This is a genomic window from Pseudomonas sp. SCPG-7 (genome assembly GCF_002156405.1).
Taxonomy (GTDB): Bacteria; Pseudomonadota; Gammaproteobacteria; order Pseudomonadales; family Pseudomonadaceae; genus Aquipseudomonas; species Aquipseudomonas parakoreensis.
In genome coordinates, this window is the sequence record NZ_MVOO01000001.1 from 17032 (window position 1) to 43394 (window position 26363).

Sequence of the window (26363 nt, forward strand, 5' to 3'; positions counted from 1 at the left end):
CTTTGGAACCGCCGCTGTTGCGTCGGGGTCTAGCTTCTACAGCGTCATTTCGAACGCGGTTGATGAGGACCCCCCATGAATATTTTCGAAGCCCTTCGCGAAAGCCACGACCGTCAGCGCAATTACGCCAAAGCTCTGGTCGAAACCAGCGGCGACACCCCGGAGCGGGTCGAAGCCTACAAACAGCTCAAGGCCGAACTGCAGGCTCATGAGACCGCCGAAGAGCGCCACTTCTACATTCCGCTGATGGAGTTCGACAACGGCGTCGATCTCAGTCGTCACGCGATCTCGGAACATCATGAAATGGACGAGATGATGGAAGAACTGGATGAGACCGAGATGTCCAGCCCGGCGTGGCTGGCCACCGCTAAAAAACTTTCCGACAAGGTTCATCACCATCTCAAGGAGGAAGAGCAGAAATTCTTCCAGATGGCCGGCAAGCTGCTCGACGACAAGCAAAAGGAACAGCTCGCCGGGCAATACGAAAAGGAATATCAGGCACAACTGGAGTGATTGATGAATGCGGGTTTTTGCTGTGTCGGCGTGTAGGCCTTTAGCCATGCGTCAGGTGGGCGTTGTCGCAATTGGCTGTATATGCATCCAGTATTTGCGGCGTTTTCCACTAGAGATGCCGATTGCCTGCGACAAAACCGCCGATGGACAAAAAAACCACCTCCGTTAGCTTGAAGGCCTCTCCTCGGACAGGAGAGTTCTTAAATCAACGGAGTGAAAAACATGAATCAACCACAAGCTCAAACCCAACTGCGACACGGTCGCGTCACCTCTCCAGCCAGCCGCGGTGCGGTCGCCATCGAGCAAGGATTGCTCGGTGCCTGGCAGGTCAACGAAATGGAAGGCGGCAAGAACTTCCCGGCGCTGACGGCAGGACCTTTTCCTGCGCCCTATGGCAGTGACAGCGATAGCGTCACACCACCCGCCGACGGTTACATTCTCAGCGGTGGCAAGACCGATGCCCGTGACTGTGTGAACTTCACCGACGAGGAAATGAGCAAAAAGCTCAACCGTCCGTTCAACTGGCCGCTGCTCAGCGTCACCCCGGGCCAGACGCTGGAAGTGAAGTGGGAATACACCGCGCCACACACCACCCGTGGTTATCGCTGGCTGATCACCAAGGATGGCTGGGATCCGAAACAGCGTATTTCCCGTGCACAACTCGAAGCGCAGCCTTTCGCCGAAGACTTCTACACTCAGGTGCCGTATTACAGCTATCCGGGGGAATTGAAGGCCAAGGTCAATCATTCGGTGAAATTGCCGGCCAACAAAAAGGGCCGTCACGTCATCGTGTTGATGTGGATCGTCGCCAACACCGGTAACGCGTTCTATCAGGCGTTCGACGTCGACTTCAAATAACGGCGTAACGCTCAACCCACAGGTTCTGAAGGATTAGAACATGTCAAATATCGACTTTTCGTTAATGCACAGTCAGGCCGCCGACGCTGCCTCGCTGATGCCAAGCATCGCCGGCAAGAAAATTCTCATGGGTTTCTGGCACAACTGGCCAGCCGGTCCGAGTGACGGCTACCGCCAGGGCCGCTTTGCCGAGATCGCTCTGGAGGCGGTGCCCAAGGAGTACAACGTGGTTGCGGTGGCGTTCATGAAGGGCAGCGGGATTCCGACCTTCAAACCGTACAACGTCTCCGATGCCGAGTTCCGGCGCCAGGTCGGCGTGCTCAACAGCCAGGGGCGGGCGGTACTGATCTCCCTGGGCGGCGCCGATGCGCACATCGAATTGCGTGCCGGTCAGGAACAGCCCCTAGCCAATGAAATCATCCGTCTGGTGGAAACCTATGGCTTTGACGGGCTGGACATCGATCTTGAACAGAGCGCGATTGATTTCGCTGCCAACAAGACCGTGTTACCGGCCGCGCTGAAGCTGGTCAAGGATCACTACGCAGGCCAGGGCAAGCATTTCATCATCAGCATGGCCCCGGAGTTTCCGTACCTGACCACCAACGGCAAATACGTCGGTTACCTGCAGGCGCTGGAAGGCTACTACGACTTCATCGCACCGCAGTTCTACAACCAGGGCGGCGACGGGGTCTGGGTGCCGGAAGCCAATAATGGCAATGGCGCGTGGATCGCGCAGAACAACGATGCGCTGAAAGAGGACTTCCTCTATTACCTTACCGAAAGTCTGGTGACCGGTACCCGGGGCTTCACCAGAATCCCGGCGGACAAATTCGTCATCGGCCTGCCGGCCAACGTCGATGCCGCTGCCACCGGTTATGTGATCGACAGCACCGTCGTGGGCAATGCGCTCAAGCGTCTGGCGATCAAGGGGCTGCCGATCAAGGGCCTGATGACCTGGTCGGTGAACTGGGACAACGGCGTCAGCAAGGATCGCCTGCCGTACAACTGGGAGTTCAGCCGGCGTTATGGACCGCTGATTCACAGCGCTCGAACAGCGGCGCAGGAAACGGATGATGCGTTGTCGCGCATCGCCCGTTAATCGCAAGTAAAGAAGCCCGGTAGCGCTGCCGGGCTTTTTTTGCGGGCGCGATTAATCGACTATGGGCGTTTTCCGATGACAAAGGATCAGGCGTCATGATCAAGACAGCCGAGCGGGTCAACATCGTCGACACTCAGGTGTTGTCCCACGACTGGTACCTGTTGAAGAAGATTACCTTTGACTACCTGCGCAACAACGGCGACTGGCAGCGGCAGACGCGCGAGGTCTACGACCGGGGCAATGGTGCGGCGATCCTGTTGTTCAACCGCGAACAGCGCACCGTGGTGCTGACACGCCAATTCCGTTTGCCGGTATTCGTCAACGGCCACGACGGCTTGTTGATCGAAGTGGCGGCAGGTCTGCTGGAAGGTGCGGCACCGGAGCAGCGGATCCGCGACGAGGCCGAAGAGGAAACCGGCTACCGCGTGCACGACGTGAAGAAGGTGTTCGAGGCTTACATGAGCCCCGGTTCGGTGACCGAGAAACTGCACTTTTTCATTGCCGAGTACGACGCGAAATCGAAGGTCAGTGAGGGCGGCGGCCTGGAAGAAGAAACCGAAGAACTGGACGTGCTGGAGTGGCGCTTCGATGAGGCCTTGGCGGCGTTCCACCGTGGTGAGATCTGCGACGCCAAAACCATCATGCTGTTGCAGTATGCGGCGATGAATAACCTGTTCAACCTCTGAACTCAGCGCAAATCCATTGTGGCGAGGGAGCTTGCTCCCGCCGGGCTGCGCAGCAGCCACCGATTTTTGCCAGTGCTGCGCACTGGAGCGGGAGCAAGCTCCCTCGCCACAGATGGGTATTTACAGGGTTAAAACAGGTCGCCTGTTCTACCGACGTCAGACCAGTTACCACCCTCCAGCACCAGCAATCGCTCTTTGGCCTCAAGCCCACCCGCAAATCCGGTCAACTTCCCCGACGCGCCAATCACCCGATGGCACGGCGCCACAATCGAAATCGGATTGCGCCCATTCGCCGCTCCGACCGCACGCACGGCTGTCGGGTGACCGATCTGCTCGGCGATCTGGCTGTAGGTTCGGGTTTCGCCAAACGGAATGGTCAGCAACGCTGCCCAGACCTTTTTCTGAAAATCGGTGCCGACAAAATCCAGCGCCAGGTCGAAGCGATCACGCTTGCCGGCAAAGTATTCTTCAAGCTGCTGTGCGGTTCGTTGCAGCAGCGGATTGTCCGGTGCTGCGCTCATCGGACCAAGACGCACCCGGCCCGGTTTGTCGTTTTCCCAGAGGATGGCCGCCAGTCGTGCGTCGTTCGCAACCAGCTTCAGTTCGCCGACCGGTGAGGGCAGGGTGATGAACGTGTAGGGCATGGGCAGAACTCCGGATCAGCGTGGCGAAGGCGTCCAGCATACTGGCTGATCGGGGAGGCGCAAATCGCAATAGCGACCATACTGCTTGGTGCTTTTGCAGCGTTCCCTTCTGCTCTGCACAGAACCCAAAAACAAAAAAGAGATCGACTCATGAAGTACGAACCTTTGGCCAAAACGCTGATCGCGACTTCACTGGCACTGAGCTGCCTGATGGCCCACGCCGCTTCCGTGGCCCCGGTTGCCGCCGAGAACGGCATGGTGGTCACCGCTCAACATCTGGCCTCCCATGTCGGCGTCGAGGTGTTGAAAAGCGGCGGTAACGCGGTGGATGCGGCAGTCGCTGTGGGCTATGCGCTGGCGGTGGTGTATCCCGCGGCAGGCAACCTCGGCGGTGGCGGTTTCATGACCATTCAACTGGCGGACGGGCGCAAGACCTTCCTCGACTTCCGCGAAAAAGCCCCGCTGGCGGCGACCGCCAACATGTACCTGGACAAGGACGGCAACGTCGTCCCGGACCTGAGCACCCGCGGTCACCTCGCCGTGGCGGTGCCCGGCACCGTGTCGGGCATGGAGCTGGCGCTGAGCAAGTACGGGACCAAGCCGCGCAAGGACATGATCGCCCCGGCGATCAAACTGGCGGAAGACGGTTTCGAACTGGAGCAGGGCGACGTCGATTTGCTGGACTACGCCACCGATGTATTCAAGAAGGACATGCGTGATTCCGGCTCGATCTTCCTGCACAACGGCGAACCGATGCAGGTCGGGCAGAAACTGGTGCAGAAGGATCTGGCGAAAACCCTGCGCACCATTTCGGAAAAAGGCGCTGACGGTTTCTATAAGGGCTGGGTGGCCGACGCCATTGTCACCTCCAGTCAGGCCAACAAGGGCATCATCACCCAGGCCGACCTCGACAAATACAAGACCCGCGAACTGGCCCCGGTGGAGTGCGATTACCGCGGCTACCACGTGGTTTCGGCGCCACCGCCAAGCTCCGGCGGGGTGGTGATCTGCGAGATCATGAACATTCTCGAAGGCTATCCGATGAAGGACCTGGGCTTCCATTCGGCCCAGGGCATGCACTACCAGATCGAAGCGATGCGCCATGCCTATGTTGATCGCAACAGCTATCTGGGCGACCCGGATTTTGTGAAGAATCCAATCGAGCATCTGCTGGACAAGAACTACGCGACCAAGCTACGCAACGCTATCCAGCCGCAGAAGGCCGGGATCTCCGCCGAACTGAAACCCGGCGTCGCGCCCCATGAAGGCAACAACACCACGCACTATTCGATCGTAGACAAGTGGGGCAACGCAGTGTCAGTGACCTACACCCTCAACGACTGGTTCGGCGCCGGGGTGATGGCGAGCAAGACCGGGGTGATCCTTAACGACGAAATGGACGACTTCACCTCCAAGGTCGGCGTGCCGAACATGTACGGTCTGGTGCAGGGCGAGGCCAATGCCATCGCTCCGGGCAAAACTCCGCTGTCGTCGATGAGCCCGACCATCGTCACCAAGGACGGCAAAGTGGTGATGGTGGTCGGTACGCCGGGTGGCAGCCGCATCATCACTGCGACCTTGCTGACCATGCTCAACGTCATCGACTATGGCATGGGCCTGCAGGAAGCGGTTGACGCGCCGCGTTTCCACCAGCAATGGATGCCTGAGGAAACCAACCTCGAAGACTTCGCGGCCAGCCCGGATACGAAGAAGCTCCTCGAGAGCTGGGGCCACAAGTTCGCCGGGCCGCAGGACGCCAACCACATCGCCGCGATCCTGGTCGGCGCGCCGTCGCTGGGCGGTAAGCCAGTGGGCAAAAACCGCTTCTACGGTGCCAACGATCCACGACGCAATACCGGATTGTCACTAGGCTACTGACAGGGGTAAAAAGGGGGCGGGCGCTGCTCCGCCCCGGTTTCAACGTTCGATCAAGGAAGGCCCATCATGTCTAGCGCATTGCTGATCATCGACGTCCAACAGGCTCTCTGCTCGGGCCAATATCAGTGCTTCGACATTCGCCGCGTCATCGACATCATCAACCAGCTCAGCACGCGCGCGCGCAAGGCTAGCGTGCCGGTGGTGTTGGTGCAGCATGAAGAAAAGGACAGCCCGCTGGCCCATGGAGCCGAAGGCTGGCAACTCGCCGATGGCCTGCTGACGGCAGATCAAGACCTGCGCATACGCAAAACCACCCCGGATTCGTTCTACCAGACCGAGCTGGGCAAACTGCTACCCGGCGAAGACTTCGAGCGCCTGATCATCTGCGGCCTGCAAACCGACTATTGCGTCAACGCCACCGTGCGCCAGGCCCATCAGTTGGGTTACGACGTCGTCCTCGTGGCAGACGCTCATTCCACTCTCGACAACGGCAACATGAGCGCCGAAGACATCATCGCCGAACACAACAAGGATCTGGCGCACCTGACGGGGGCTACCGGACGCATTGACGTCAAACCCGCAATCGAGGTCATTTTCTGAAGCCCGAAAATACCTCTGTTGTTCTTACTGGCCTCATCGCTGGCAAGCCAGCTCCCACAGGGTTTGGCATGGATCACAAAGTTTTTGAACAACACAGATCATTGCGGGAGCTGGCTTGCCAGCGATGGCGGTGGATCTGTTAATGAAGATGCAAGCTGTACCCACCCAATCGCCAGCAGGCTGGCTCCTACAATGATTGATGGTGTTCACAGATTCCATGTACAGCAAAAAATCCCTGTGGGAGCGGGCGTGCTCGCGAAGACGGCAGTACTGACCACACTTCACTGGCATAATCCCGCGCCCCGAAGAATGGAATCTGTCGATGTTGTCTTTCAAACCCCGCCACGCCTTGCTGCTGACATCCCTGGTATTTTCCACTACCGCGCATGCCACCAGTTTCGATTGCACCGGCGCCACCAGCCCGGCTGAAAAAACCATTTGTTCTGATCCCTACCTCTCCAACCTTGATGAAAAACTGAGCTCTCTGTGGCGTGTCACGTTGCCGAAAGTTGCGGATTCGAAAGCCTTGAAGGCCGATCAGCGAGGCTGGCTAAAGCAACGCAATCAATGTGCTGCGGATGTGGCTTGTTTGCGACGGGAATACCTGATGCGCCTCAAAGCGCTGGAACTCATGGCCAAACCCTTCAATTGGGATGCGACCTGGCAACTCATTCCATGGGGCGTATCATCGTCGGTCGAGGTTAAAACCAAGCGTATCGATGCCACTCATATCGCCTTTGATATTTCAGGCGTGGCTGGCGCCAACTCCGGCGATATGGATGGCGTCGCCAACATTGTGGGCAGCGAAGCACACTATGCCCAAGATGACTGTTCGTTGAAGTTCAGCGCATTCAACGGTCTGTTGGACATTGACCAGGATGGTGCAGACCCTACCTGCGGCGGTGGAATGGGGGTTTACTACGGCGGTCGCTACGTGGCATCGGAACAGCCAGTGGCGATTGATTACGACTTGCTGAGTCTGGGGGTGGCGCGGACTGAGCAGGAAAACGAGCTATTACATACTCTGCTCAAAGGCGATTATCAGACGTTGTTGCAAAACAGTGGAACGATGGTGACGGCTGATGCTTCCCGCGATGTGCCGGATGCTCAGGTCAATGAGTTCTGGTTGCGTGGGCTGGCCAACACCAATGCAGGCATTCTGATGCGCGCGCCGGACGCTCGGGTATGGCTGGTTTTATTGGTGTTCGATGAGCAGCGTAATTTGCGTGCCCGCTATTACACCAACGCGCCGCAATGGAAAAAACGTGTGCCCGAAGCATTGCTTGCCTGGCACAAGCGAATAGAGAACGGTGAGACGTTGCCGCTGGATTTCATGCCCTGATTCTCTGCGGCGAGGTTTTGGCGAAATGTCGACGGGGCTGACCAACAGCCCCGCTGCATTCAAGTCGCAAACAACCAGCCACGCGCACTCGCGTCCGGTTCCGACACCACCCCCTCCAGCACCATCCGCGTAATCGTCTCCGCCACCGTCCGATAATCCTCATCCTGCGGCACTGCGCGCCCGGTGATGCAGCCCATTTGCCAACCCAGGTTGGTGTAGGTGCGGGTCGCCGACCAGATGAACAGCATCAGGTGTTCCGGGTCTACCCGGGCCAGCAGGCCGCGGTCGATCCAGCTGCGCAAGCAGTCGACGTTGCGCCGGGCTTCGGCGTGCAGCAGGTCGCGGCATTCGGTCGGTAGCTGGCGACCACCCAGCAGCAGCTCGCCGCTGAAAACCCTGGCAATCGCCGGGTGTTCACGGGCGATGCGGATGCGCGCGGCGACGTAGGCGCTCAGGCCGATCATTGGATCGTCGCTTTCACGTAACGCCGCCGAGGCTTCCAGCAGCGGTTCGACGAACCCCAGCAGAACCTTGGAGTAAAGGTTTTCTTTGGTCTGGAAGTAGTAATACAGATTGGCCTTGGGCACGCCGGCACGGGCGGCGATGTCGCGGGTCTGAGTGGCGTCGAAGCCGTTGGCGGCAAATTCTTCGCTGGCGGCGGCGAGGATCAGTTGCTCGTTGCGTACGCGGATGGCGCTCATGGGAATGCGGTGTGTATGAATGGCATGGTCGAATACTGGCAAATTTGGTTTCGCAATATACAAAACTATATAGCGATGAGGCCAGCTCACTCGTTCGAGAGCGCTATGCTGATTCGATCATCAAAAAGTCGGGGGAGGGAACATGGCCATCAACACACTGCGCGCTACGGTGACGCACTTGGAGGCTGTAGCAAAACTGTTCGACGCCTATCGTGGCTTTTATCAGCAACCTTCGAACCTGACGCAATCGCGCGCCTTCATCGCTGAGCGCATGGCTGGCGAAGAATCGGCGATTTTCCTCGCGCAGGATGAACAGGGCGATGCGCTCGGCTTTGTGCAGTTATACCCGACGTTTTCCTCGATCGACGCTCACCGCACCTGGCTGCTCAGTGATTTGTTCACCACGCCCGCAGCCCGTGGTCACGGTGTCGGGCGATTGCTGATGAACACGGCCCGCGACTTTGCCTTGCAGACTGGCGCCAAGGGTCTGGTGCTGGAAACCGCCACCGACAACTTGATGGCGCAGGGTTTGTACGAGTCGCTGGGTTATGTGCGTGATACCGGTTATTACACTTATACGCTCGATCTGCGTCAGGGTTGATCGAGTTCAACACTGCCGCGCCAGCAACCGCTCGATCTGCGCCAGCTCCCAGGTACTCAGCAGGTCGACTGGATTGGTGCCGTAACGCTGCCACGTTGCCAATGTCCCCTCGCGGCCATCCGGGGCGCGGGCCTGTTCACAGTGGTGCAAGCGTCCGCCCTCAGAGTCCAGCAGCAACTGCCAGCCTTCGATATCGACCGCAACCAGTCCGGCATCACCGGGTCTCTCGGATCTGTTGAACATCAGCACACCCAGCGCAGCCTCGCGCAAGCGCTGGCAAACGTCGCGGGCGGTCAGCCATGCAGTCATGGTCATACTCGGAGGAGGCACAAGCGCGTCAGGATAAATCGCACGGCTAACGGTGTCAGCGATCGCTGGCCCGATTCCGAACTATTCCGTAACATCCGCACCCCTCATTTTCGTGAACATCAGCGGCCGCGCTCGTCGGCCGCCAGTCAGGTAAGCCATGAAACCACAACGTCTGCGCGCCGATGTCCTGGCCGGACTCACCACCTCGTTTGCCTTGTTGCCCGAATGCATTGCGTTCGCGCTGGTGGCGCATCTCAATCCACTGATGGGCTTGTACGGCGCCTTTATCATTTGCACGTTGACCGCATTGTTCGGCGGCCGGCCGGGAATGGTCTCCGGAGCGGCGGGTTCGATGGCGGTGGTGATCGTCGCGCTGGTGGTGCAGCACGGCGTGCAATACCTGTTGGCGACCGTGCTGCTCGGTGGCCTGATCATGATGGCGTTCGGCTTGTTGCGCCTGGGCAAACTGGTGCGCATGGTGCCGCATCCGGTGATGCTCGGTTTCGTCAATGGCTTGGCGATCATCATTGCCCTGGCGCAACTGGAGCATTTCAAGAACGGTGAACACTGGCTCAGCGGCACGCCGCTGTACCTGATGACCGGGCTGGTGCTGCTGACCATGGCCATCGTCTACATACTGCCGCGCCTGACCCGCGCGGTGCCGCCGGCATTGGTGGCGATCCTCGGCGTGGGCTTGCTGGTCTACCTGTTCGGCCTGCCGACGCGCACCCTCGGCGACATGGCGCACATCGCCGGCGGTCTGCCGACTTTCGCCTTGCCGGATATCCCATGGAGCCTGGAGACCCTGCGCATCATCGCTCCGTACGCGATTCTGATGGCACTGGTCGGTCTGCTGGAAACCCTGCTGACCCTCAACCTCACTGACGAAATCACCGAAAGCCGAGGCTACCCGGATCGCGAATGTGTCGCGCTGGGGGCGGCGAATATGGTCTCGGGCGCGTTCGGTGGCATGGGCGGTTGCGCGATGATCGGCCAGACCGTGATCAACCTCAGCTCCGGCGGCCGTGGGCGTTTGTCCGGGGTGGTCGCGGGGGTGTTGATTCTGCTGTTCATCCTGTTTCTGTCGCCGCTGATCGAGCGTATTCCGCTGGCGGCACTGGTGGGCGTGATGTTCGTGGTGTCACAGCAGACTTTCGCCTGGGCCTCGTTGCGGGTGTTGAACAAAGTGCCGCTCAACGATGTGCTGGTGATCATCACCGTGACCAGCATCACCGTGTTCACCGATCTGGCCACTGCCGTGCTCTGCGGGATCATCATCGCCGCGCTGAATTTCGCCTGGCAGCAGGCCCGCGAGCTGTACGCCGATGAACATCTGGAAGCCGACGGCAGCAAACTTTATCGCCTGCACGGCACACTGTTTTTCGCCTCGACCACGCCGTTCCTCAACCAGTTCGACCCGGCCAATGACCCGGCCCGGGTGACGCTGGATTGCCGGCATTTGAGCTTCGTTGACTATTCGGCGATTGCCGCACTGAAGACCTTGCGCGAGCGTTACGCCAAGGCCGGGAAGGAGTTGCAGGTGTTTCATCTGTCCGAGCGCTGCAAGAAACTGCTGAAACGCGCGGGCGTCGAACAGCACTGATCCCCCCTGTAGGAGCTGCCGCAGGCTGCGATCTTTTGATCTTGTCTTTTAAAAGATCAACATCAAAAGATCGCAGCCTGCGGCAGCTCCTACAGAGGCGGTCGGGTTATCTGGCGAATTTCTTTGCGCCGGCTACGCAGAGGATGACGCCCAGCGTCACCGCCAGCATACCGACGCTGACCTGCTCATGCAGTAACGTCGCCGCCAGCGCCAGACCGAAAAACGGCTGCAGCAATTGCAACTGACCCACTGCCGCGATTCCGCCCTGGGCCAGGCCGCGATACCAGAACACAAAGCCGATCAGCATGCTGAACAGCGCCACATAGGCCAGGCACAGCCAGGCCGACAGGCTGATGTGGCTGAACGAGGCGGGCGCCAGCCACAGGCTGAGCACCGTCATCACTGGCAGCGACAACACCAGCGCCCAGCAGATAACCTGCCAGCCGCCGAGGACGCGGGACAGCTTCGCGCCTTCGGCATAACCCAGGCCACAGGCCAGAATCGCGGCGAGCATCAGCAGATCACCGGTGGGCGAAGCGGTCAGCCCCTGTGACAGGGCGAAGCCCACGACCAACGCGCTACCGAGAATCGAGAATACCCAGAACACCGGTCGCGGACGTTCGCCGCCACGCAGCACGGCAAAAATCGCCGTCGCCAGTGGCAGCAATCCTACAAACACGATCGAATGCGCCGACGTCACATGTTGCAGCGCCAATGCCGTCAGCAGTGGAAAACCCAGCACCACGCCCAAGGCCACAATCAATAACGACCACCCCTGATCGCGTGTCGGGCGTCGTTCGTGAAACAGCCTCAACAGAATGAGCGCCAACGCGCCGGCAATGGCTGCGCGCGCGACGGTGAGGAACACTGGATCGAATTCCAGCACCGCCAGACGCGTCGCAGGTAGCGATCCGCTGAAGATCACCACGCCGATAAAGCCATTGATCCAGCCGCTGGTTTTTTCCAGGGCGGGATTAACCAGGTTCGAAGTCCGTTCCATTCAGGTCACGCTCAAAAGGTGGGTTGCTTTCGAGCCATGCTGAGGCTGAGAATCAGCACAATCAAATAATTGTCATGGATACATCCAGCATGCCGCGTTCGCGCTACAAGACGCTCGTTGACGCCTACGCCGCAGACATTCGCGCGGGGCGTCTGGCGCCCGGAACCCGACTGCCCACCCACCGGGAACTGGCAGCGAGTGCGGGGTTGGCGCTGGTCACCGCGTCGCGGGTGTACGCCGAACTTGAGGCGATGGGACTGGTCAGCGGCGAAACCGGACGCGGGACATTTGTCCGCGAAACCACGTTGTCGCCGGGGCAGGGCATCGACCAGAAAGACGTGGCAGTCGGCATGATCGACTTGAATTTCAACTATCCGTCGCTGCCCGGCCAGGCCGATCTGTTGCGCACGGCGTTACGCCAACTGGCGCTGTCCGGTGATCTGGAAGCCTTGCTGCGTTATCAACCCCACGCTGGACGCCAGCATGAGCGCGCTTCCATTGCGCAGCATTTGCAGGCTCGCGGGGTGCAGGTCGAGGCCGGGCAAGTGCTGATCGTCAACGGCGCCCAGCAAGGGTTGGCCGTGACACTGATGGCCTTGCTCAAACCCGGCGATGTGATTGCGGCGGATGCGCTGACCTATTCCGGCTTCAAGGTACTGGCCGAAGCGCTGCATCTGGAAGTGGTGGCGATTCTGCCCGGTGATCACGGGCCGGATCTGGCGGCGCTCGACAAGCTCTGTCGCAGCCGTTCAGTGCGGGCGATCTACAGCATGCCGACCTTGCACAATCCCTTGGGTTGGGTGACGCCGATCGAACAGCGCGAGCAGTTGGTCGCGCTCGCCCGCCGCCATGATCTGACGATCATCGAAGACGCGGCCTACGCTTTTCTGGTGGAAAACCCACCGCGCACCCTGGTCGATCTGGCACCGGAACGCACGGTGTACGTGTCGGGGCTGTCGAAGAATATCGCCACCGGCCTGCGCGTCGGCTTCATTGCCGCGCCGCTGCACACGGTGCCGGCGCTGGAGCGGATCATTCGCGCCACCACCTGGAACACTCCCGGGGTGATGACCGCGATGGCTTGCAGCTGGCTCGATGACGGCACCGTCACCCTGCTCGAACAACAAAAACGCGACGACGCCAAGGCCCGGCAAATGCTCGCCGCCGAGTTGCTGCAAGGGCTGACGTGCATCGGTCATCCAGCTTCATACTTCTTGTGGCTGCCGTTGCCAGAAGATGTGCGCGCCGATCAGATTGTCGTGGAGTTGATGCGCGAGCAGATTTCGGTGACGACTGCCGAGCCGTTCGCGGTGTCGGCGCATGTGCCGCATGCGATTCGGCTGGCGTTGGGGTCGGTGCCGATGGACGTCTTGCGCCAGGCATTGATCACCGTCAGAAAGGTCATCGGCGCTTATCTGTAAAAATACTGACTGTGAAATACACCTGTGGCGAGGGCGCTTGCTCCCGCTGGCCTGCAGCGCAGGCCCATATTGGGGTCGCTACGCAACTCAGCGGGAGCAAGCGCCCTCGCCACAAAATGTTAGCCTTGCCTCGACTGCATCACACCGTTCTGGATCGACTGATGAAAAACACCGCTTCATTTCTTCTCGCCCTGGCCGCAACCGCCGTGCTGTTCAGCTCAACCGCCCGCGCCGCAGGCGATCCGGCAGCCGGCGAGAAGATCTTTCCACGTCTGTGCGGCGGCTGTCATCAAGTTGGCCCGGACGCGCGCCCCGGCTTCGGCCCGCAACTCAACGGTATCATTGGCCGACCGGCCGGGACGTCGGCCAATTACGTGTATTCCGAGGCGATGAAAAACTCCGGCAAGACCTGGGATCGCGACACGCTGACCGCGTATCTGAAAGATCCAAAAGGTGTGGTGCCGGGCACGCGAATGATTTTCTGGGGGCTGAGTGACGAGGAGAAGATCGATAATTTGCTGGCGTATCTGCAGCAGTTCGCCAACTGAAGAGTTTTCTCGACCTGCGCGGCAAACCACTGCATGACCACCGCGCACGTCGCATGCGAAGCCGCCGCCGGTTGCAGGCATAACGCGTAAATTCCGCCCGTCTTCAGCAGTGATCCGAACGGCACCACCAACACGCCCAATGCCAGCTCATCGAGGTTGTGTTCACCGTGGAGGAGCGGCCGGCGGCGATTGCGCGGTTGTGGACCAAGTTGACAACCAATACCTGAGTTCGCTCGTTTGATCCGGGTCAGACACGCAAGCCTGACTCTCCAGCTCATACGGATTCAAGAAATGCAGGTGGCGGGCGATACGACTGTCACCCATGTTCTGGATCCTGCCTGATATGAAGAAGATTCTCGGTATTGTTTGTGCGCTGGCATTGCTCTCTGGTTGCGTGACCAAAAACCTCAGCACTGAAGACCGCCAGCAGATCAAGACCCTGAAGGTGTTGCCGGTGTTTGTTGCGGTCGACAATTTCCAGTACACCAGCATGACTCAGGCATGGGGCGCAGGCCTGGGCGCGGGTGCCGGCGCAGCAACCGGCATGGTGGCCGGTGCATCCTCTGCCGGTACAGCAGCACTGACCGGGGCAGGCTCCGTGGCCGGGACTAAAACGGGCGATGTGCTGACTGGCGATATTTCCCGAGCGATCCAGAACAATATGAAAGCCAACGGTATCGACCTGAGTCAGTTGATCCGCCAGAGTTTCGTCAAACGCATCCAGCAGGAACGAGTCTTCACTGTCGTGGGTGAGGGCGAGCAGGCTGACGCCGAAGTGGAAATCCTCGTGATGCAGTGGGGACTTTCCCTGAAGAACTACAGCACCGTGCTGTACCCGGTTATCGGCGCCAATGCGTCCATCAAGCGCAATGGCTCTGCGGTATGGCGTAACTTCGAAACCATTTCAGTGTTCAACGACGCCAACACCATCGCCTATACACCGGAGCAATATGCGACTGACCCCGAGGCATTGCGCACGGCGTTCACCCATGTTTCCGATCTGGTGATGAAAAAGCTTGTCGATGACTTGAAACCTTGATTTTTCGGCGAGGACAACTCGACTCCTTACACCTCGCTGATCAAGCCACCTGATTACGGCCCGCCGCTTTCGCCTGATACAGCTGCTGATCGGCACGTTTGATCAGCATCGTGTGACTGTTGTCCGCCGGATCGGCCAGCGCGACGCCAATGCTTACCGTGACCTGTCCGATGTTGGGAAAGTGCGCCTGTGCCACGGCAACACGGATCTTTTCGGCTACCACCTCTGGCGTATCAGGCTGGGCAACTTCCGGCAGCAGTACGGCGAACTCCTCGCCGCCGTAACGGGCGACGAAATCGGTGGCGCGCACGCTGACCTGAATGAGTTGCGCCAATTGCTGCAGCACGTCGTCGCCAATCGCATGGCCGTAGGTGTCGTTGATGCGCTTGAAGTGGTCGGCATCAATCAGCAGCAGGGCAAACGGTCGCCCGGTGCGGCGGAACAGCAGGCTGTACTCGCTGAGTTTTTCGTCGAAGCGACGGCGGTTGTAGACGCCGGTCAGGGCATCGTGGGTCGCCAGGTTCAACAGTTCGGCATTGGCCTGCATGAGTGCGGCGGTGCGCTGGGCGACGGTGGCTTCCAGGGAGGCGTTGGCTTCCTGCAGTTCGCGTTCCTTGGCCAGCAGCGACTGGGTCATGGCGTCAATCGACTGCCCTAACTGGGCGATTTCCCGCACCGGGTGTTGCAGCGGGAAGTGTGCGCCTGGCTGCTGGTTCTGCACCTGTTTGGCCGAATGCGCGAGTTGCTCGATGGGCCGGCTCAGGTACTGCGCCAGGTAATACGCCACCAGCCCGAACGCGACGGCGGCGGCCACCCCCAGCAGCAGCAATTTATAGAGCAGCAGGCGTGCCGGTTCCAGCGCGGTGTCCAGTGGCTGGCGCACGGCAATCGACCATGACAGCGCGGTACTCGAAGGCGTCGGTACGGTGACCATGCTGGTCAGGTAACCGTTGCCGACCGACCAGCCCGGCGACTTCGAATCATTCACCGCCAGTTGCTGGCCCATCAGCGCTTCCGGGTACAGCACCTTGCCATCGTGATCAATGATCAGCGCTTCGATATCCGGCGAGGCATTTTTATGCGAGAACGCTGCCGACTCGACGATGCGCGTCACCCAGCTCCAGTGCGCGTGCGCCCCCAGTACGCCAATCACCTGGCCGTCGGCGTTGCGGATCGGGGCGGCGAAATCGATGAAGCGCAGCGGTTCGCCGTTGGGTGTTCCCGGTAGCAGTTTGGCCAGCAACACCGCTTCGTGCGGGTCACCGGTGTACTCGCCCCGCAGACCCGCCTGAAACCATGGGCGTTGCTGCACCGATTGCCCGACCAGCAAATTATTGACCGCTTGATGCACATGGCCCTCGGCATCGGTCACGCCCATCCACGCATACTCGGCACGGGCCTGGGTGCGCAGTTGCATTGACTTGAGAATCGCCGGGTTGTCGAGGTCGCCACGTTCCAGATGCGGCGCACGGCTGAGCAGGTAAACCTCCAGCTGGCGTTCGCGCAACTGGTCACCGAGCAGCGTCGCCGCCGAACGCGCGGTATTGAGCAGGGCACTGCCGCTGGCCTGTTTCATCTGTTCGGTGGCGATATGGCCGACATAGAAGCCGACGCTCACCAGGGTCAGCAGGGACAAACCGGCGAACCAGAGGGTCAGGTGGCTTCGCAGACTGGCTTTGAGCATGGGCAGGCAAATTCTGTTTGGACGTTGTGGCCGCATGGTATGCGCATTAAGCGTCGGGCTGCCAGTCGGTCGCTTCGGATAAGCGCCGTCGGAAGTTTCGCCCATGTTCTACAGGGCAAGATCCGTTCTGACGCTGATTGTTGAAAAGAACCACGCCTGCATACGACAAAATGAAAAAGCCCGGCTGATCAGGCCGGGCTTTCCTTGACTGCTTTAGAACTGATGTTTCAGGCGTTACGGCTTTCGATCAGACGATCCGAACCACCTTCAACCACACGGCGTTCCTGCAGACGATCCGAGCCACCTTCAGCCACGCGGCGTTCCTGCAGACGATCCGAACCACCTTCAGCCACACGGCGTTCCTGCAGACGATCCGAGCCACCTTCAGCCACACGGCGCTCCAGCAGACGATCCGAGCCACCTTCAGCCACGCGGCGTTCCAGCAAACGATCAGAACCACCTTCAGCCAAACGGCTTTCAATCAACTTGTCCGAGCCGCCTTCAGCGACCAGGGTGTGAGCGGGTGTTGCTGCAAAAGCGTTAACTGCAAGAACCGAGAAAGCGATGCCGAGGATGGTTTGGCGTTTCATGATCGTGTGCTCCGGGGTGTATTGGGTTGGTATGGAGCTGATGTTACGCCGCGGATTTTTTATGAGAACTTCATTGACGTGATGGTGACTATCGACGCCAGCGATGTATGCCGGAACCCCTGATTTAAAGCTTCGGCGCCCGAATGCACAGCTCTCCGGTGGCACGGGTCAGGGCCAGATCATGCAGTGCGTCGTGGGTCAGACCCTGCCGAGCCTTGGCCAGCAACGCCTGGCAATTCGGCTCGCGGCGGTGCGGCGCGAAGTCGGCGTACTGGCGCAGCAGGCGGGTTTGCAACTCGTCCAGACGCGGACGAATCTGCTTCGCCAGATCCGGTCGCGGGGTGTCCGGCGCCGCCCCGGCCGCTTGCCATTGTGCGAGCAATCCGTACTGCACCAGTTTGTTCGCCTCCATCTGCGCGGCGATCAACTGAGCCACGTCTTCGGGGTCGAGCTGGTGTTCGGTCGCCAAAGTGCGGGCATTGGCGATGACCTGGGCTTCGCGCGGGCTGTCCTGAATCGGCTTGCCGCTGTCCCATTTGGTCAGCGCCACCAGATCGCCGATGTTCAGGCGTTCATTCAAGGTTGCCAGCAAGGGGCGCAACGATTCGATGGGGGCGGTGGCTTCGGCGGCGCCAGCCATGTGGCTGAAAACAACCAGCAGGGAACAGGTCAGGGCATTTCGCAACGGGGTCATGAGCAGATGCGTTCCACGGAAAATAGTGCCGACATTTAAGCCTTGAGCAGAGGCGCTGTCGACCGGCTTTAATCCGCCATCTAGCGTAGTATCCAACGCATCTCCCACCCCGAGACGATCCTCAATGCAAACCCCTGGCACCCGCAAACCGCTCTGGCAAACCTACCTGTTGTTCCTCGCGCCGATGGTGCTGTCCAATTTTCTGCAATCGATGTCGGGCACGGTCAACAGCATTTACATCGGGCAAATGCTCGGGACTCAGGCGTTGGCAGCGGTGTCGGGGATGTTTCCGGTGATCTTTTTTTTCATTGCGCTGGTGATCGGTCTGGGCGCGGGTGCCGGGGTGTTGATCGGTCAGGCGTGGGGTGCGCGCGAGGCGCACATGGTCAAGGCAATCACCGGGGCGACGCTGCTCTTGGGGGTGATGATCGGCTTGCTCGCCGCGGTGCTGGGCAGTGTCTTTGCGCGGCAGGCGTTGCAGGGGCTGGGGACGCCGGCGGATGTGCTGGACGACGCGGTGGCGTATGCGCACGTGATGATGTGGATTCTGCCGTCGATGCTGGTGTTTGTGCTGTTCACGCAATTGCTGCGCGGGGTCAGCGACACCGTATCGCCATTGTTGGCGCTGATGGTATCGACCTCGGTCGGGCTGGCGCTGACCCCGGCGCTGATTCGTGGCTGGTTCGGTTTGCCCCAGTTGGGAATCCAGAGCGCGGCCTTCGCCGGTCTGGCTGGCAACCTGTCGGCCATGGCGTGGCTGGCCTGGCGGTTGATTCGCAACAACCATCCGCTGGCGCCGGACCGTGAGTTTTTCGCGGCACTGCGGCTGGACAGGGCGATTCTGGGCAAAGTGCTGCGCATCGGCCTGCCGACCGGGGTGCAGATGATCGTGTTGTCGCTGTCGGAGCTGGTGATTCTGTCGCTGGTCAACCAGCACGGCTCGCAGGCGACGGCGGCCTACGGCGCGGTGACGCAGATCGTCAACTACGTGCAGTTTCCGGCGCTGTCGATTGCCATCACTGCCTCGATCCTTGGCGCCCAGGCCATCGGTGCCGGGCAACTGCAGCGCCTGGCCGCGATCCTGCGCACCGGGCTGTTGATCAACGTGTGCCTGACCGGTGGCTTGATCGTGCTCGGTTACCTGTTATCGCACTGGTTGCTGGGACTGTTCCTGACCGAAGAATCGACCCGGGCGATGGCTGAGCACTTGCTGCACATCATGTTGTGGAGCCTGCTGGTGTTTGGTTTCCAGGCGATCATCGGCGGCATCATGCGCGCCAGTGGCACGGTGCTGGTGCCGGTGGCAATCGCCATTGTCTGCGTGGTCGGCGTGCAGCTGCCGGCGGCTTACTGGCTGGACGGGCAGTACGGTTTGCAAGGCGTTTGGATGGCGTTTCCGGTGGCGTATCTGGGCATGCTGGTGTTGCAGACGCTGTATTACAAACTGGTCTGGCAGCATCAGAAGATCGAGCGGCTGGTCTGAGCCTGAGCCACACCGGCGGACAGATGACATGGCACAACTGCCGGTTGTTTGCTTAAGTCAATCGAGGCCTCGAAGGTTTGCCCTGTCCGGAGAATCCCATGCGTGTCCGATTCACCGCTGCGGCACTGTTTACCGGCCTGTGCGTCATGGCCTGCGCGCAGGCCGCTGAATACAATCGCGTCAACACTACCGCCAGCAAGATCAGCTTCATTTACAAGCAATTCGGCGACCAGGTCTATGGCACCTTCGGCAAGTTCGACGCGACGCTGCAGTTCGACAGCGACAACCTCGCCAACGCCCACACTACGTTGCACATCGACCTGGCCAGCATCGATGCCGGCAGCGACGACGCCAATACCGAGCTGGTGAAACCGGCGTGGTTCGATACCCAGCGCTTTCCCGAGGCGGTGTTCGTATCCAGCCGTTTTACCCGCGTGGCGAACAACCGCTATCTGGTCGCCGGTCTGCTTACCGTCAAAGGCATTACCCGCGAGGTGCAGGTGCCGGTCGAGCTGAAGCCGGACAGCGCGATCGGCATTTTCGACGGCGAGCTGGTGCTCAAGCGCAGCGAATTCGGGCTCGGAGCGGGGGAGTGGGCGGATACCGTCGTGTCCAACGACATTGCCATTTCCTTCAAGGTGGTGGCGCCACAGCAGTGACGCCAGCCGTTGCGGTCAGTAGGCGCGCCAGTGTCCCGGCACCCAGCGCCATTCATGGCCACCCCAGCGGTAATGACCGGCGACCCAGTGATAGCCCGGCGCAGGCATCACCGGCACCACTTCCACTGGCGGCGGTGGCCGGTGCGGACGGACCGGTTCGACGACGCAACCGGACAGGGTGATCGCCATCAGTGCGGCGACGAGCAAGGCTTTAGCGCTTCTGGACATGAATTGTTCCTTATACAAGAAGAGTGCAGGTCGACGGCCAATCAGCGCACCCAGCGCCCTTCAACCCAGAACCAGTTCGGCCCGCGTGCCTGCCAGTGCCCCGGTCGCCAGTGCGCACCATGACGCACCGGTTGCCAATGGCCGGGCATCCACACGTAACCGCGTCCTTCCCAGCGCCAGTGGCCCTGATCCCAGACATACCCGGGACGCGCGCCGGGCATCACTTCCATGCGCATCGGCGGTGGGGCTTGCTGGACGATCACCACCTGCTGGGCAAACGCTGGCGCACTGGCCAGCGCCGCCAGCGTCATCGGCACCAGCAGCAGGGTTTTTCGCCATTTGAACAGTGAACGCAACACGCTCATGAAAACTCCTCAAGGCCTGCGTGAAAAAGTGAACGCAGCTGAAGAATTGGACGCCAAATCGGCGAAAGATCCGCTTCACGGAGGATGAAATTTTCTTCAGGTCAACCGCGAGCTTCCCTGTAGGAGCTGCCGCAGGCTGCGATCTTTTGATCTTGCTTCTATAAAGCCAAAAGATCGCAGCCTTCGGCAGCTCCTACACAGAGCAAGCGTCGGGACAGGGTATGATGGCGCGGTTTTTCGCCGGAGTTCACCCGTCATGTCACGTATCACCCACTACAAATCCCCATGCCCCGAAAGCGTCAACAGCCAGATTCTGCAACTGGTGGTCGATTACCTCACCGACATCAGCGCGGTCGGTCTTGGCCCGAGCAATCTGCTGTACAACGTCTATCAGTACGCGGTCGGCTATGAGGTGCATCTGTATCTGGAAGCGCTGAACGGCGAGAAGGGAACCGAGGTGGAATTGCTGGTGGCGACCGCCGAGGACGATCCGGAGCAGGTCACCGGTTTCCTTTTGTACTTGCCGGTGCAGGGCGATTGGGAAGCGTGCAGCGTTGCCTACATGGCCGTGCGCGAAGGCTATCGGCGTCAGGGCGTGGCGCGGGCGATGATCGGCGAGATGGTCAGCCGTTACCCGCATGCCGAACTGACCTGCAGTGTTGGCAAGGTGCCGTATTTCGAAGCGCTGGGGTTCGAGGTGATCGGCGCTCGCGAAACCCAGGTGCTGATGAGCACCCGGCATTACCGCAGCAACGGCCTGCGCGGTTTTATCGACACCACACCGATCTACCGCTCGCTGGAAGTGCAGCAGATCCACACCTACCTGCTGCAGAAGAACGGCAAGCGCGCGATGCTTGATGCCGAGAAGCAGCGTGACCGGCATCTCGATCAGGTCACGCGGCACACTGAAGAATTCGTGCGCCAGCGGCTGACGCTGCACTGAGTCAGCGGCAAAAAGCGGACAAAAAAAGAGCCTCAAGGCTCTTTGATGGGGAGAAGTAGAGCCCATGAGGCTCAAGCTGCGCATGAAACAGGGAACGGGCTTGATTTGGGGTTCAGAACACCCGATCCCTACACAGACGCTCAGGAGTGAAGCGCCTGCGTACCTTCATCATGGGAACGCGCGGGGGCTGACTCAAGTACCGCGTGTCGAAATCCTGATAGAGCGCCGAGCGGATGATGACGTGGTCGTTGAGCACCGCTGACTCCCTCTGTAGGAGCTGCGGCACGCTGCGATCTTTTGATTTATGAAAGCAAGGTCAAAAGATCGCAGCGTGCCGCAGCTCCAACAGGTCAGCGGGCGCCGGGCCAGCCGGCCTTTGCCAGTGCGGCAAGCAGTGTTTCCTCGTCCAGCCCCGGCACCGCATGCCCGTTGCCCTCAGTACTCTCGCTGGCGAGCAGGGCGTTGATGATCGCTTCTTCGACCGCTTCGGTGGCGGCGAGGAACAGCTCGCTGATGTGGTCGTTGTTGACCATGCGCAAGCCGTCGCAGGTCGGCGCGCCTTTGCCCTCGTAGGCAGCAGGCGGCACCTGTTCGTTGCCGGTGGCGAAGGCGATGAAGATGTCGCCACTGTGGTCTTCGTTGCCACCGCCGCTGCGGGCCAGGCCCAAGCTGGCGCGTTGCGCGAGACGCGTGCATTGATGCGGCAGCAGCGGTGCGTCGGTCGCCAGGCAGACCACGATCGAACCCATGCCCGGATGCGGCAGCGAAGCCCGCAGGAACGGCGAATCCACCTGCTCCATGTAGCGGCCCACCGGATAACCGTCGACCCGCAGCTCGCTGCGAATGCCGTGGTTGGCCTGCACGATCGCACCCACCGTCCAGCCGCCCTGAACGCTGCTCAAACGCCGTGAGGCGCTGCCGATCCCACCCTTGAATTCATGGCAGATCATGCCGCTGCCGCCACCAACGGCGCCTTCTTCTACTGCGCCGTCATGCGCTGAGCTCAGCGCCTCGGCGACATGCTCGGGCTTGACGTGAAAACCGTTGATGTCGTTGAGCAAGCCATCAAAGGTTTCCAGTACCACCGGCATGTTCCAGTAGAGGCGCCCGTCGTCCGGTTGCTGCTGACGATCCAGCGCAATCAACGCATCGCGCACCACGCCAAGGCTATGGGTGTTGGTGAAGGCGATGGGACTGGTCAGCAGCCCGGCCTCGCGAATCCACTCAAGACCGGTGGCATCGCCGTTGCCATTGAGTACATGCACCCCGGCAAAACACGGTTGCTGGTTGCTTGAGCCACGGCGCGGTTCGATCACGGTGACGCCGGTGCAGATGTCGCGTCCGCTGTCGCTGCGGCCACGCACATTACTGTGGCCGACGCGCACGCCGGGTACATCGGTGATGGCGTTGAGCGGGCCGGGTTGCAGTTGGCCGATGCGGATGTTGAGGTCACGGGCACGGGGTTTCATGGGTTGTCTCTCTATAACAAGGCAGAAATGAATGAGTGGGGCTGAACACAAAACCCTGTGGGAGCGTGGCTTGCCCGCGAAGGCGTCCGTCCAGCCAATGCATGTGTCGCCTGACACACCGTTATCGCGGGCAAGCCACGCTCCCACAGGTTTTGTGTGGTTTGCAGGTGGGGTTACTGACCGTTCTTGACCTTGCTCCACACCCGCGTGCGCACGCGTTCGGTGGCTTTGGGCAGCGGCTCCAGGGTGTACAACGTGGCCATCGCCGCCGCCGACGGATACACCGCCGGGTTATCCCGCGTGGCTGCGGCCACCAGCGAGGTCGCGGCGCGGTTGCCGTTGGGGTACGACAGGTGATCACTGACCGGCGCGATCACTTCCGGGCGCAGCAGGTAGTCGATGAACGCCAAGCCCTGAGCGCGGTTCGGCGCGTCCTTGAGCAGCACCAGCGTGTCGAACCACACCGGCGCGCCTTCCTTGGGCAGGCTGTAGGCGATCTTCACACCGTTGTTGGCCTGCTCGGCGTTGGTCTTGGCTTCGAGCATCGCCCCGGACCAACCGACGGCCACGCAGATGTTGCCGTTGGACAGGTCACTGATGAATTTCGACGAGTTGAAGTAGGCGATGTGCGGGCGCAATTTGAGCAGCAGCGCTTCGGCTTTCTGATAGTCCTCGGGATTGGTGCTGTTGGGCGGCAACCCGAGGTAGTGCAGGGCCACCGGGAGCATTTCCGACGGCGAATCGAGCATCGCCACCCCGCACTGGCCGAGCTTGGCGAGGTTTTCTTCCTTGAACACCAGGTCCCAGGAATCCAGCGGCGCCTTGTCGCCGAGGGCGGCGCGCACCTTGTCGACGTTGTAGCCGATGCCGTTGGTGCCCCACAGATAAGGCACGGCGTATTGATTGCCGGGGTCGTTGTTGGCCAGTTTGCTCAGCAGATCGCTGTCCAGATTCTTCCAGCCCGGCAGTTGATCGCGCGGCAGCGGGGCGAGGGCGCCGGCCTTGATCAGCGTCGGCAGGCTGAAGTTGCTCGCCACCACCACGTCGTAACCGCTGCGGCTGGTCAGCAGTTTGCCTTCGAGCACTTCGGCGCTGTCGAAGGTGTCGTAAACCGGCTGAATGCCGCTGTCGCGCTTGAAGTCAGCCAAGGTCGTGGGGCCGATGTAGTCGTACCAGTTGTAGACGTGCACGCTCGGTGCATCGGCGGCACTGGCGACGGATGCGACGCCAAAACAGGCGAGCAGGCCAAGGTTGATGCCCCGGTTGATATAGCCACGACGACAACGCATGATGCGGCACTCCTGGCCTGCGGCAGGCCGGTGATTGACAGGAGTGCTCAGCCTATCGGGGCGGGCACGCCTGACCCATTCCCATCATGGGTTACTCAAAAGGGGTAGAGCGTGGACGCGTTGTTGCAGGAGTTGCCGGTGCACCAAAGTCTGGCGCGGGTGTTTGCCGCCGTCGGCCAGGACGCTTTCTGGCGCGTGCTGGTCGACACGCTGCGGCTGCTGGTGCCGCTGGACAACGCGCTGGTGGCGCTGATGAAGGCGGGGCAGGCACCGCAATTGCTGATCGACTTCGACAGCAAGGGCCGCGCCGACGAGCAGGAAGAACTGGCCAGCTACACCGCTGGCATGTACCTGCTCGATCCGTTCTACCAAACCGCCTCGACCGGCATCGCCGACGGCCTGCACAGCCTGGCCTCGGTGGCGCCCGACCAGTTTCTGCACAGCGAGTATTACCAGAGCTACTTTCGCTCGGTGGTCGGTGAGGACGAGTTGCAGTTCATGATCAACATCGACGGCGGTGTACTGGGCCTGTCGCTGGGGCGCTCGACGGCTTTCGATCTGGTCGAGCAGGGCCGTCTGTTGTGCGTGCGCGACTGGGTGCTGGCGGCGATGCGCCGTCACGTGCAGCTATTGCCGCCGCAAGGGACCGGCACCGAGCCGGTGGCGGGGGATCTGGCGACGCTGCTCGATCGCTTCGACGCGCGTCTGACCCTGCGCGAAGTCGACACCGCGCGGCTGATTCTGCAAGGGTTTTCCAGCAAGGCCATCGCCCAGCAGATGGGGATTTCGCCGGAGACGGTGAAGGTTCATCGGCGCAATCTCTATCACAAGCTCAACGTGAACGGGCATGGTGAACTGTTTGCGCTGGTGTTGCGTCCACCCACTTCCTGACCCACCAAACCCCTGTGGGAGCTGGCTTGCCAGCGATGAGGGCGGCACAGCTGACATCCTCGTTACCAGAAACACCGCCATCGCTGGCAAGCCAGCTCCCACAGGGATCAGCGGTGTTGGCGGGGTGTCAGGTCAGTCGAAACGTTTGAACACCAGCGCCTTCAGGCCGCTCTCGGGATCGACATCCGGAAACTCCGGCGGATTCTCCAGCCGCTGCTCAAAGCGCAGACTCGGCGCCTCTTGAGTCACGCCATCAATCAAAAAGTCCGAACCCAACGACGGATCATTCATGCACGCCAGCACCGTGCCGTCTGCCGTGAGCAACTCCGGCAAGCGACGCAGCACCCGCTGGTAATCCTTGGTCAGCAGGAAACTGCCTTTCTGGAATGATGGCGGGTCGATGATCACCAGGTCGTACGGGCCGCTGTTGATCACCTTGCCCCAGGACTTGAACAGGTCGTGACCAAGAAAACTCACCTTGCTCAGGTCATGCCCGTTCAAGCGGTGATTGTCGCGACCACGGCTCAGGGCCGCGCGGGACATGTCGAGGTTGACCACGTGGCGGGCGCCGCCTTCGATGGCCGCCACGGAAAACCCGCAGGTGTAGGCGAACAGGTTCAGCACGCGCTTGCCCTCGGCCTGCTCACGCACCCAGTTGCGCCCGTAGCGCATGTCGAGAAACAGCCCGGCGTTCTGCTTGCGGCCCAGATCGACGCGGTATTGCAAGCCGCCCTCGACGATGCTCATCTCGTCGATTGCATCCCCCAGCAACCATTCGGCGGTGCTTTGCGGCAAATAGCGATGTTGCAGCAGCAGGGTGTGGGCGCCGGACTGCTGCCACTCGGCCGAGGTGCTGAGGTCGAGCAGCACGTGCTTGAGCGCTTCGAGCTGTTCCGGTGCCGGTTCCTTGAACAGCGAGACCAGCACCACGCCTTGCAGCCAGTCCACCGTCAGTTGCTCCAGCCCCGGCCAGCAACGCCCGCGGCCATGGAACAGGCGACGGGTTTCGCTCGGTGCGGCCGCCAGTGCTGGCAACAAGTGGGCGCGGAGGGTGGCGAGGGCTTCAGGGTTCATCAGTCACGGTCGGCAAGCAAAAGGGCCGGCATTTTAACCACAAAAACCGCCTGACGAACGCCCGACAGCCAAGGCCACTGACGACTGTTAAGAAAAGACCTGTATCAAAAATGAATTTATGCAGGGCGCGCTGCTCATACCTGATAAGCAGC

The 26363-nt window shown here is 60.6% G+C and carries 27 protein-coding genes and 2 pseudogenes; 16 read left to right on the forward strand and 13 right to left on the reverse strand.

The window, feature by feature from the left end:
- Positions 1–75 precede the first annotated feature (75 nt).
- From B1722_RS00110 to B1722_RS00125, 4 genes and pseudogenes are all read left to right on the forward strand, one after another.
- A complete protein-coding gene (locus tag B1722_RS00110; RefSeq protein ID WP_041074240.1) occupies positions 76–513 on the forward strand; it encodes a hemerythrin domain-containing protein in 438 nt (145 codons plus the stop codon).
- Positions 514–735: 222 nt separating this feature from the next.
- The gene (locus tag B1722_RS00115; RefSeq protein ID WP_041074242.1) at positions 736–1371 is read left to right on the forward strand and encodes a lytic polysaccharide monooxygenase auxiliary activity family 9 protein; all 636 of its coding nucleotides are present in this window, start codon (positions 736–738) and stop codon (positions 1369–1371) included.
- 40 nt (positions 1372–1411) lie between these two features.
- Positions 1412–2434, forward strand: a pseudogene (locus B1722_RS00120) (chitinase); the annotation flags it as partial.
- Positions 2435–2565: 131 nt separating this feature from the next.
- A complete protein-coding gene (locus B1722_RS00125) occupies positions 2566–3156 on the forward strand; it encodes an NUDIX domain-containing protein (RefSeq protein WP_041074245.1) in 591 nt (196 codons plus the stop codon).
- A gap of 128 nt (positions 3157–3284) precedes the next feature.
- Here B1722_RS00125 and B1722_RS00130 read toward each other — a convergent pair whose 3' ends face one another.
- Entirely contained in the window at positions 3285–3800 is a 516-nt protein-coding gene (locus B1722_RS00130; protein ID WP_041074247.1) for a methylated-DNA--[protein]-cysteine S-methyltransferase, read from the reverse strand.
- Between the two features lie 150 nt (positions 3801–3950).
- Here B1722_RS00130 and ggt point away from each other — a divergent pair, with 150 nt between their 5' ends.
- The 3 genes from ggt to B1722_RS00145 all read left to right on the forward strand — a co-directional run bounded on the left by ggt (position 3951) and on the right by B1722_RS00145 (position 7620).
- The gene (ggt, locus tag B1722_RS00135; protein WP_086790831.1) at positions 3951–5678 is read left to right on the forward strand and encodes a gamma-glutamyltransferase; all 1728 of its coding nucleotides are present in this window, start codon (positions 3951–3953) and stop codon (positions 5676–5678) included.
- A 66-nt stretch (positions 5679–5744) separates the two neighbouring features.
- Positions 5745–6278: a cysteine hydrolase family protein gene (locus B1722_RS00140; protein WP_086790832.1), complete on the forward strand. Its 534-nt coding sequence runs from the start codon at positions 5745–5747 to the stop codon at positions 6276–6278.
- Between the two features lie 322 nt (positions 6279–6600).
- Positions 6601–7620, forward strand: coding sequence for a lysozyme inhibitor LprI family protein (locus B1722_RS00145; protein WP_086790833.1), 1020 nt, complete (start codon positions 6601–6603; stop codon positions 7618–7620).
- Positions 7621–7679: 59 nt separating this feature from the next.
- Here the strand turns inward: B1722_RS00145 and B1722_RS00150 are convergent, their stop codons facing one another.
- Positions 7680–8321, reverse strand: coding sequence for a TetR/AcrR family transcriptional regulator (locus B1722_RS00150; RefSeq protein ID WP_086790834.1), 642 nt, complete (start codon positions 8319–8321; stop codon positions 7680–7682).
- Between the two features lie 142 nt (positions 8322–8463).
- Between B1722_RS00150 and B1722_RS00155 the strand changes: the two genes are divergently transcribed.
- Entirely contained in the window at positions 8464–8922 is a 459-nt protein-coding gene (locus B1722_RS00155) for a GNAT family N-acetyltransferase (protein WP_086790835.1), read from the forward strand.
- 6 nt (positions 8923–8928) lie between these two features.
- Here B1722_RS00155 and B1722_RS00160 read toward each other — a convergent pair whose 3' ends face one another.
- A complete protein-coding gene (locus B1722_RS00160; protein ID WP_086790836.1) occupies positions 8929–9231 on the reverse strand; it encodes a hypothetical protein in 303 nt (100 codons plus the stop codon).
- 157 nt (positions 9232–9388) lie between these two features.
- Between B1722_RS00160 and B1722_RS00165 the strand changes: the two genes are divergently transcribed.
- Positions 9389–10834 (forward strand): SulP family inorganic anion transporter, encoded by a 1446-nt coding sequence (locus tag B1722_RS00165; RefSeq protein WP_086790837.1) that lies wholly within the window; start codon positions 9389–9391, stop codon positions 10832–10834.
- A gap of 106 nt (positions 10835–10940) precedes the next feature.
- On the opposite strand, the gene B1722_RS00170 is transcribed toward B1722_RS00165, so the two are convergent.
- A complete protein-coding gene (locus B1722_RS00170) occupies positions 10941–11834 on the reverse strand; it encodes a DMT family transporter (protein WP_086790838.1) in 894 nt (297 codons plus the stop codon).
- Between the two features lie 89 nt (positions 11835–11923).
- Between B1722_RS00170 and B1722_RS00175 the strand changes: the two genes are divergently transcribed.
- Positions 11924–13255, forward strand: a complete 1332-nt coding sequence (locus tag B1722_RS00175) for a PLP-dependent aminotransferase family protein (protein ID WP_086790839.1) — start codon at positions 11924–11926, stop codon at positions 13253–13255.
- 161 nt (positions 13256–13416) lie between these two features.
- Positions 13417–13803 carry a cytochrome c family protein gene (locus B1722_RS00180; protein ID WP_041074265.1) on the forward strand — a complete coding sequence of 129 codons (387 nt, stop codon included), beginning with the start codon at positions 13417–13419 and terminating at the stop codon, positions 13801–13803.
- A 14-nt stretch (positions 13804–13817) separates the two neighbouring features.
- Here B1722_RS00180 and B1722_RS29685 read toward each other — a convergent pair.
- A pseudogene (locus B1722_RS29685) lies at positions 13818–13940 on the reverse strand (LysR family transcriptional regulator); the annotation flags it as partial.
- A 206-nt stretch (positions 13941–14146) separates the two neighbouring features.
- On the opposite strand from B1722_RS29685, the gene B1722_RS29505 reads away from it, so the two are divergent.
- Entirely contained in the window at positions 14147–14842 is a 696-nt protein-coding gene (locus B1722_RS29505; RefSeq protein ID WP_041074271.1) for a hypothetical protein, read from the forward strand.
- A gap of 40 nt (positions 14843–14882) precedes the next feature.
- On the opposite strand, the gene B1722_RS00190 is transcribed toward B1722_RS29505, so the two are convergent.
- From B1722_RS00190 to B1722_RS00200, 3 genes are all read right to left on the reverse strand, one after another.
- Positions 14883–16526: a diguanylate cyclase gene (locus B1722_RS00190; RefSeq protein ID WP_041074267.1), complete on the reverse strand. Its 1644-nt coding sequence runs from the start codon at positions 16524–16526 to the stop codon at positions 14883–14885.
- Between the two features lie 227 nt (positions 16527–16753).
- Positions 16754–17116 carry a hypothetical protein gene (locus B1722_RS00195; protein ID WP_086790840.1) on the reverse strand — a complete coding sequence of 121 codons (363 nt, stop codon included), beginning with the start codon at positions 17114–17116 and terminating at the stop codon, positions 16754–16756.
- Between the two features lie 124 nt (positions 17117–17240).
- Positions 17241–17810 carry a chorismate mutase gene (locus B1722_RS00200; RefSeq protein WP_086790841.1) on the reverse strand — a complete coding sequence of 190 codons (570 nt, stop codon included), beginning with the start codon at positions 17808–17810 and terminating at the stop codon, positions 17241–17243.
- A gap of 124 nt (positions 17811–17934) precedes the next feature.
- Between B1722_RS00200 and B1722_RS00205 the strand changes: the two genes are divergently transcribed.
- Entirely contained in the window at positions 17935–19293 is a 1359-nt protein-coding gene (locus B1722_RS00205) for an MATE family efflux transporter (RefSeq protein ID WP_086790842.1), read from the forward strand.
- A 98-nt stretch (positions 19294–19391) separates the two neighbouring features.
- The gene (locus B1722_RS00210) at positions 19392–19952 is read left to right on the forward strand and encodes a YceI family protein (protein WP_086790843.1); all 561 of its coding nucleotides are present in this window, start codon (positions 19392–19394) and stop codon (positions 19950–19952) included.
- A gap of 15 nt (positions 19953–19967) precedes the next feature.
- On the opposite strand, the gene B1722_RS00215 is transcribed toward B1722_RS00210, so the two are convergent.
- Entirely contained in the window at positions 19968–20180 is a 213-nt protein-coding gene (locus B1722_RS00215; protein ID WP_086790844.1) for a YXWGXW repeat-containing protein, read from the reverse strand.
- 41 nt (positions 20181–20221) lie between these two features.
- Complete coding sequence (locus B1722_RS00220; RefSeq protein WP_041074788.1) at positions 20222–20545, reverse strand: YXWGXW repeat-containing protein; 324 nt, start codon at positions 20543–20545, stop codon at positions 20222–20224.
- A 256-nt stretch (positions 20546–20801) separates the two neighbouring features.
- Between B1722_RS00220 and B1722_RS00225 the strand changes: the two genes are divergently transcribed.
- Positions 20802–21488 (forward strand): GNAT family N-acetyltransferase, encoded by a 687-nt coding sequence (locus tag B1722_RS00225; RefSeq protein ID WP_086790845.1) that lies wholly within the window; start codon positions 20802–20804, stop codon positions 21486–21488.
- A gap of 350 nt (positions 21489–21838) precedes the next feature.
- Here the strand turns inward: B1722_RS00225 and B1722_RS00230 are convergent, their stop codons facing one another.
- Positions 21839–22957, reverse strand: coding sequence for a P1 family peptidase (locus B1722_RS00230; RefSeq protein WP_086790846.1), 1119 nt, complete (start codon positions 22955–22957; stop codon positions 21839–21841).
- Positions 22958–23130: 173 nt separating this feature from the next.
- Complete coding sequence (locus B1722_RS00235; RefSeq protein ID WP_086790847.1) at positions 23131–24246, reverse strand: polyamine ABC transporter substrate-binding protein; 1116 nt, start codon at positions 24244–24246, stop codon at positions 23131–23133.
- 111 nt (positions 24247–24357) lie between these two features.
- Between B1722_RS00235 and B1722_RS00240 the strand changes: the two genes are divergently transcribed.
- Complete coding sequence (locus B1722_RS00240; protein ID WP_086790848.1) at positions 24358–25137, forward strand: LuxR C-terminal-related transcriptional regulator; 780 nt, start codon at positions 24358–24360, stop codon at positions 25135–25137.
- A gap of 132 nt (positions 25138–25269) precedes the next feature.
- Here B1722_RS00240 and B1722_RS00245 read toward each other — a convergent pair whose 3' ends face one another.
- Positions 25270–26211, reverse strand: a complete 942-nt coding sequence (locus B1722_RS00245) for a class I SAM-dependent methyltransferase (RefSeq protein ID WP_041063000.1) — start codon at positions 26209–26211, stop codon at positions 25270–25272.
- Positions 26212–26363: the final 152 nt, after the last annotated feature.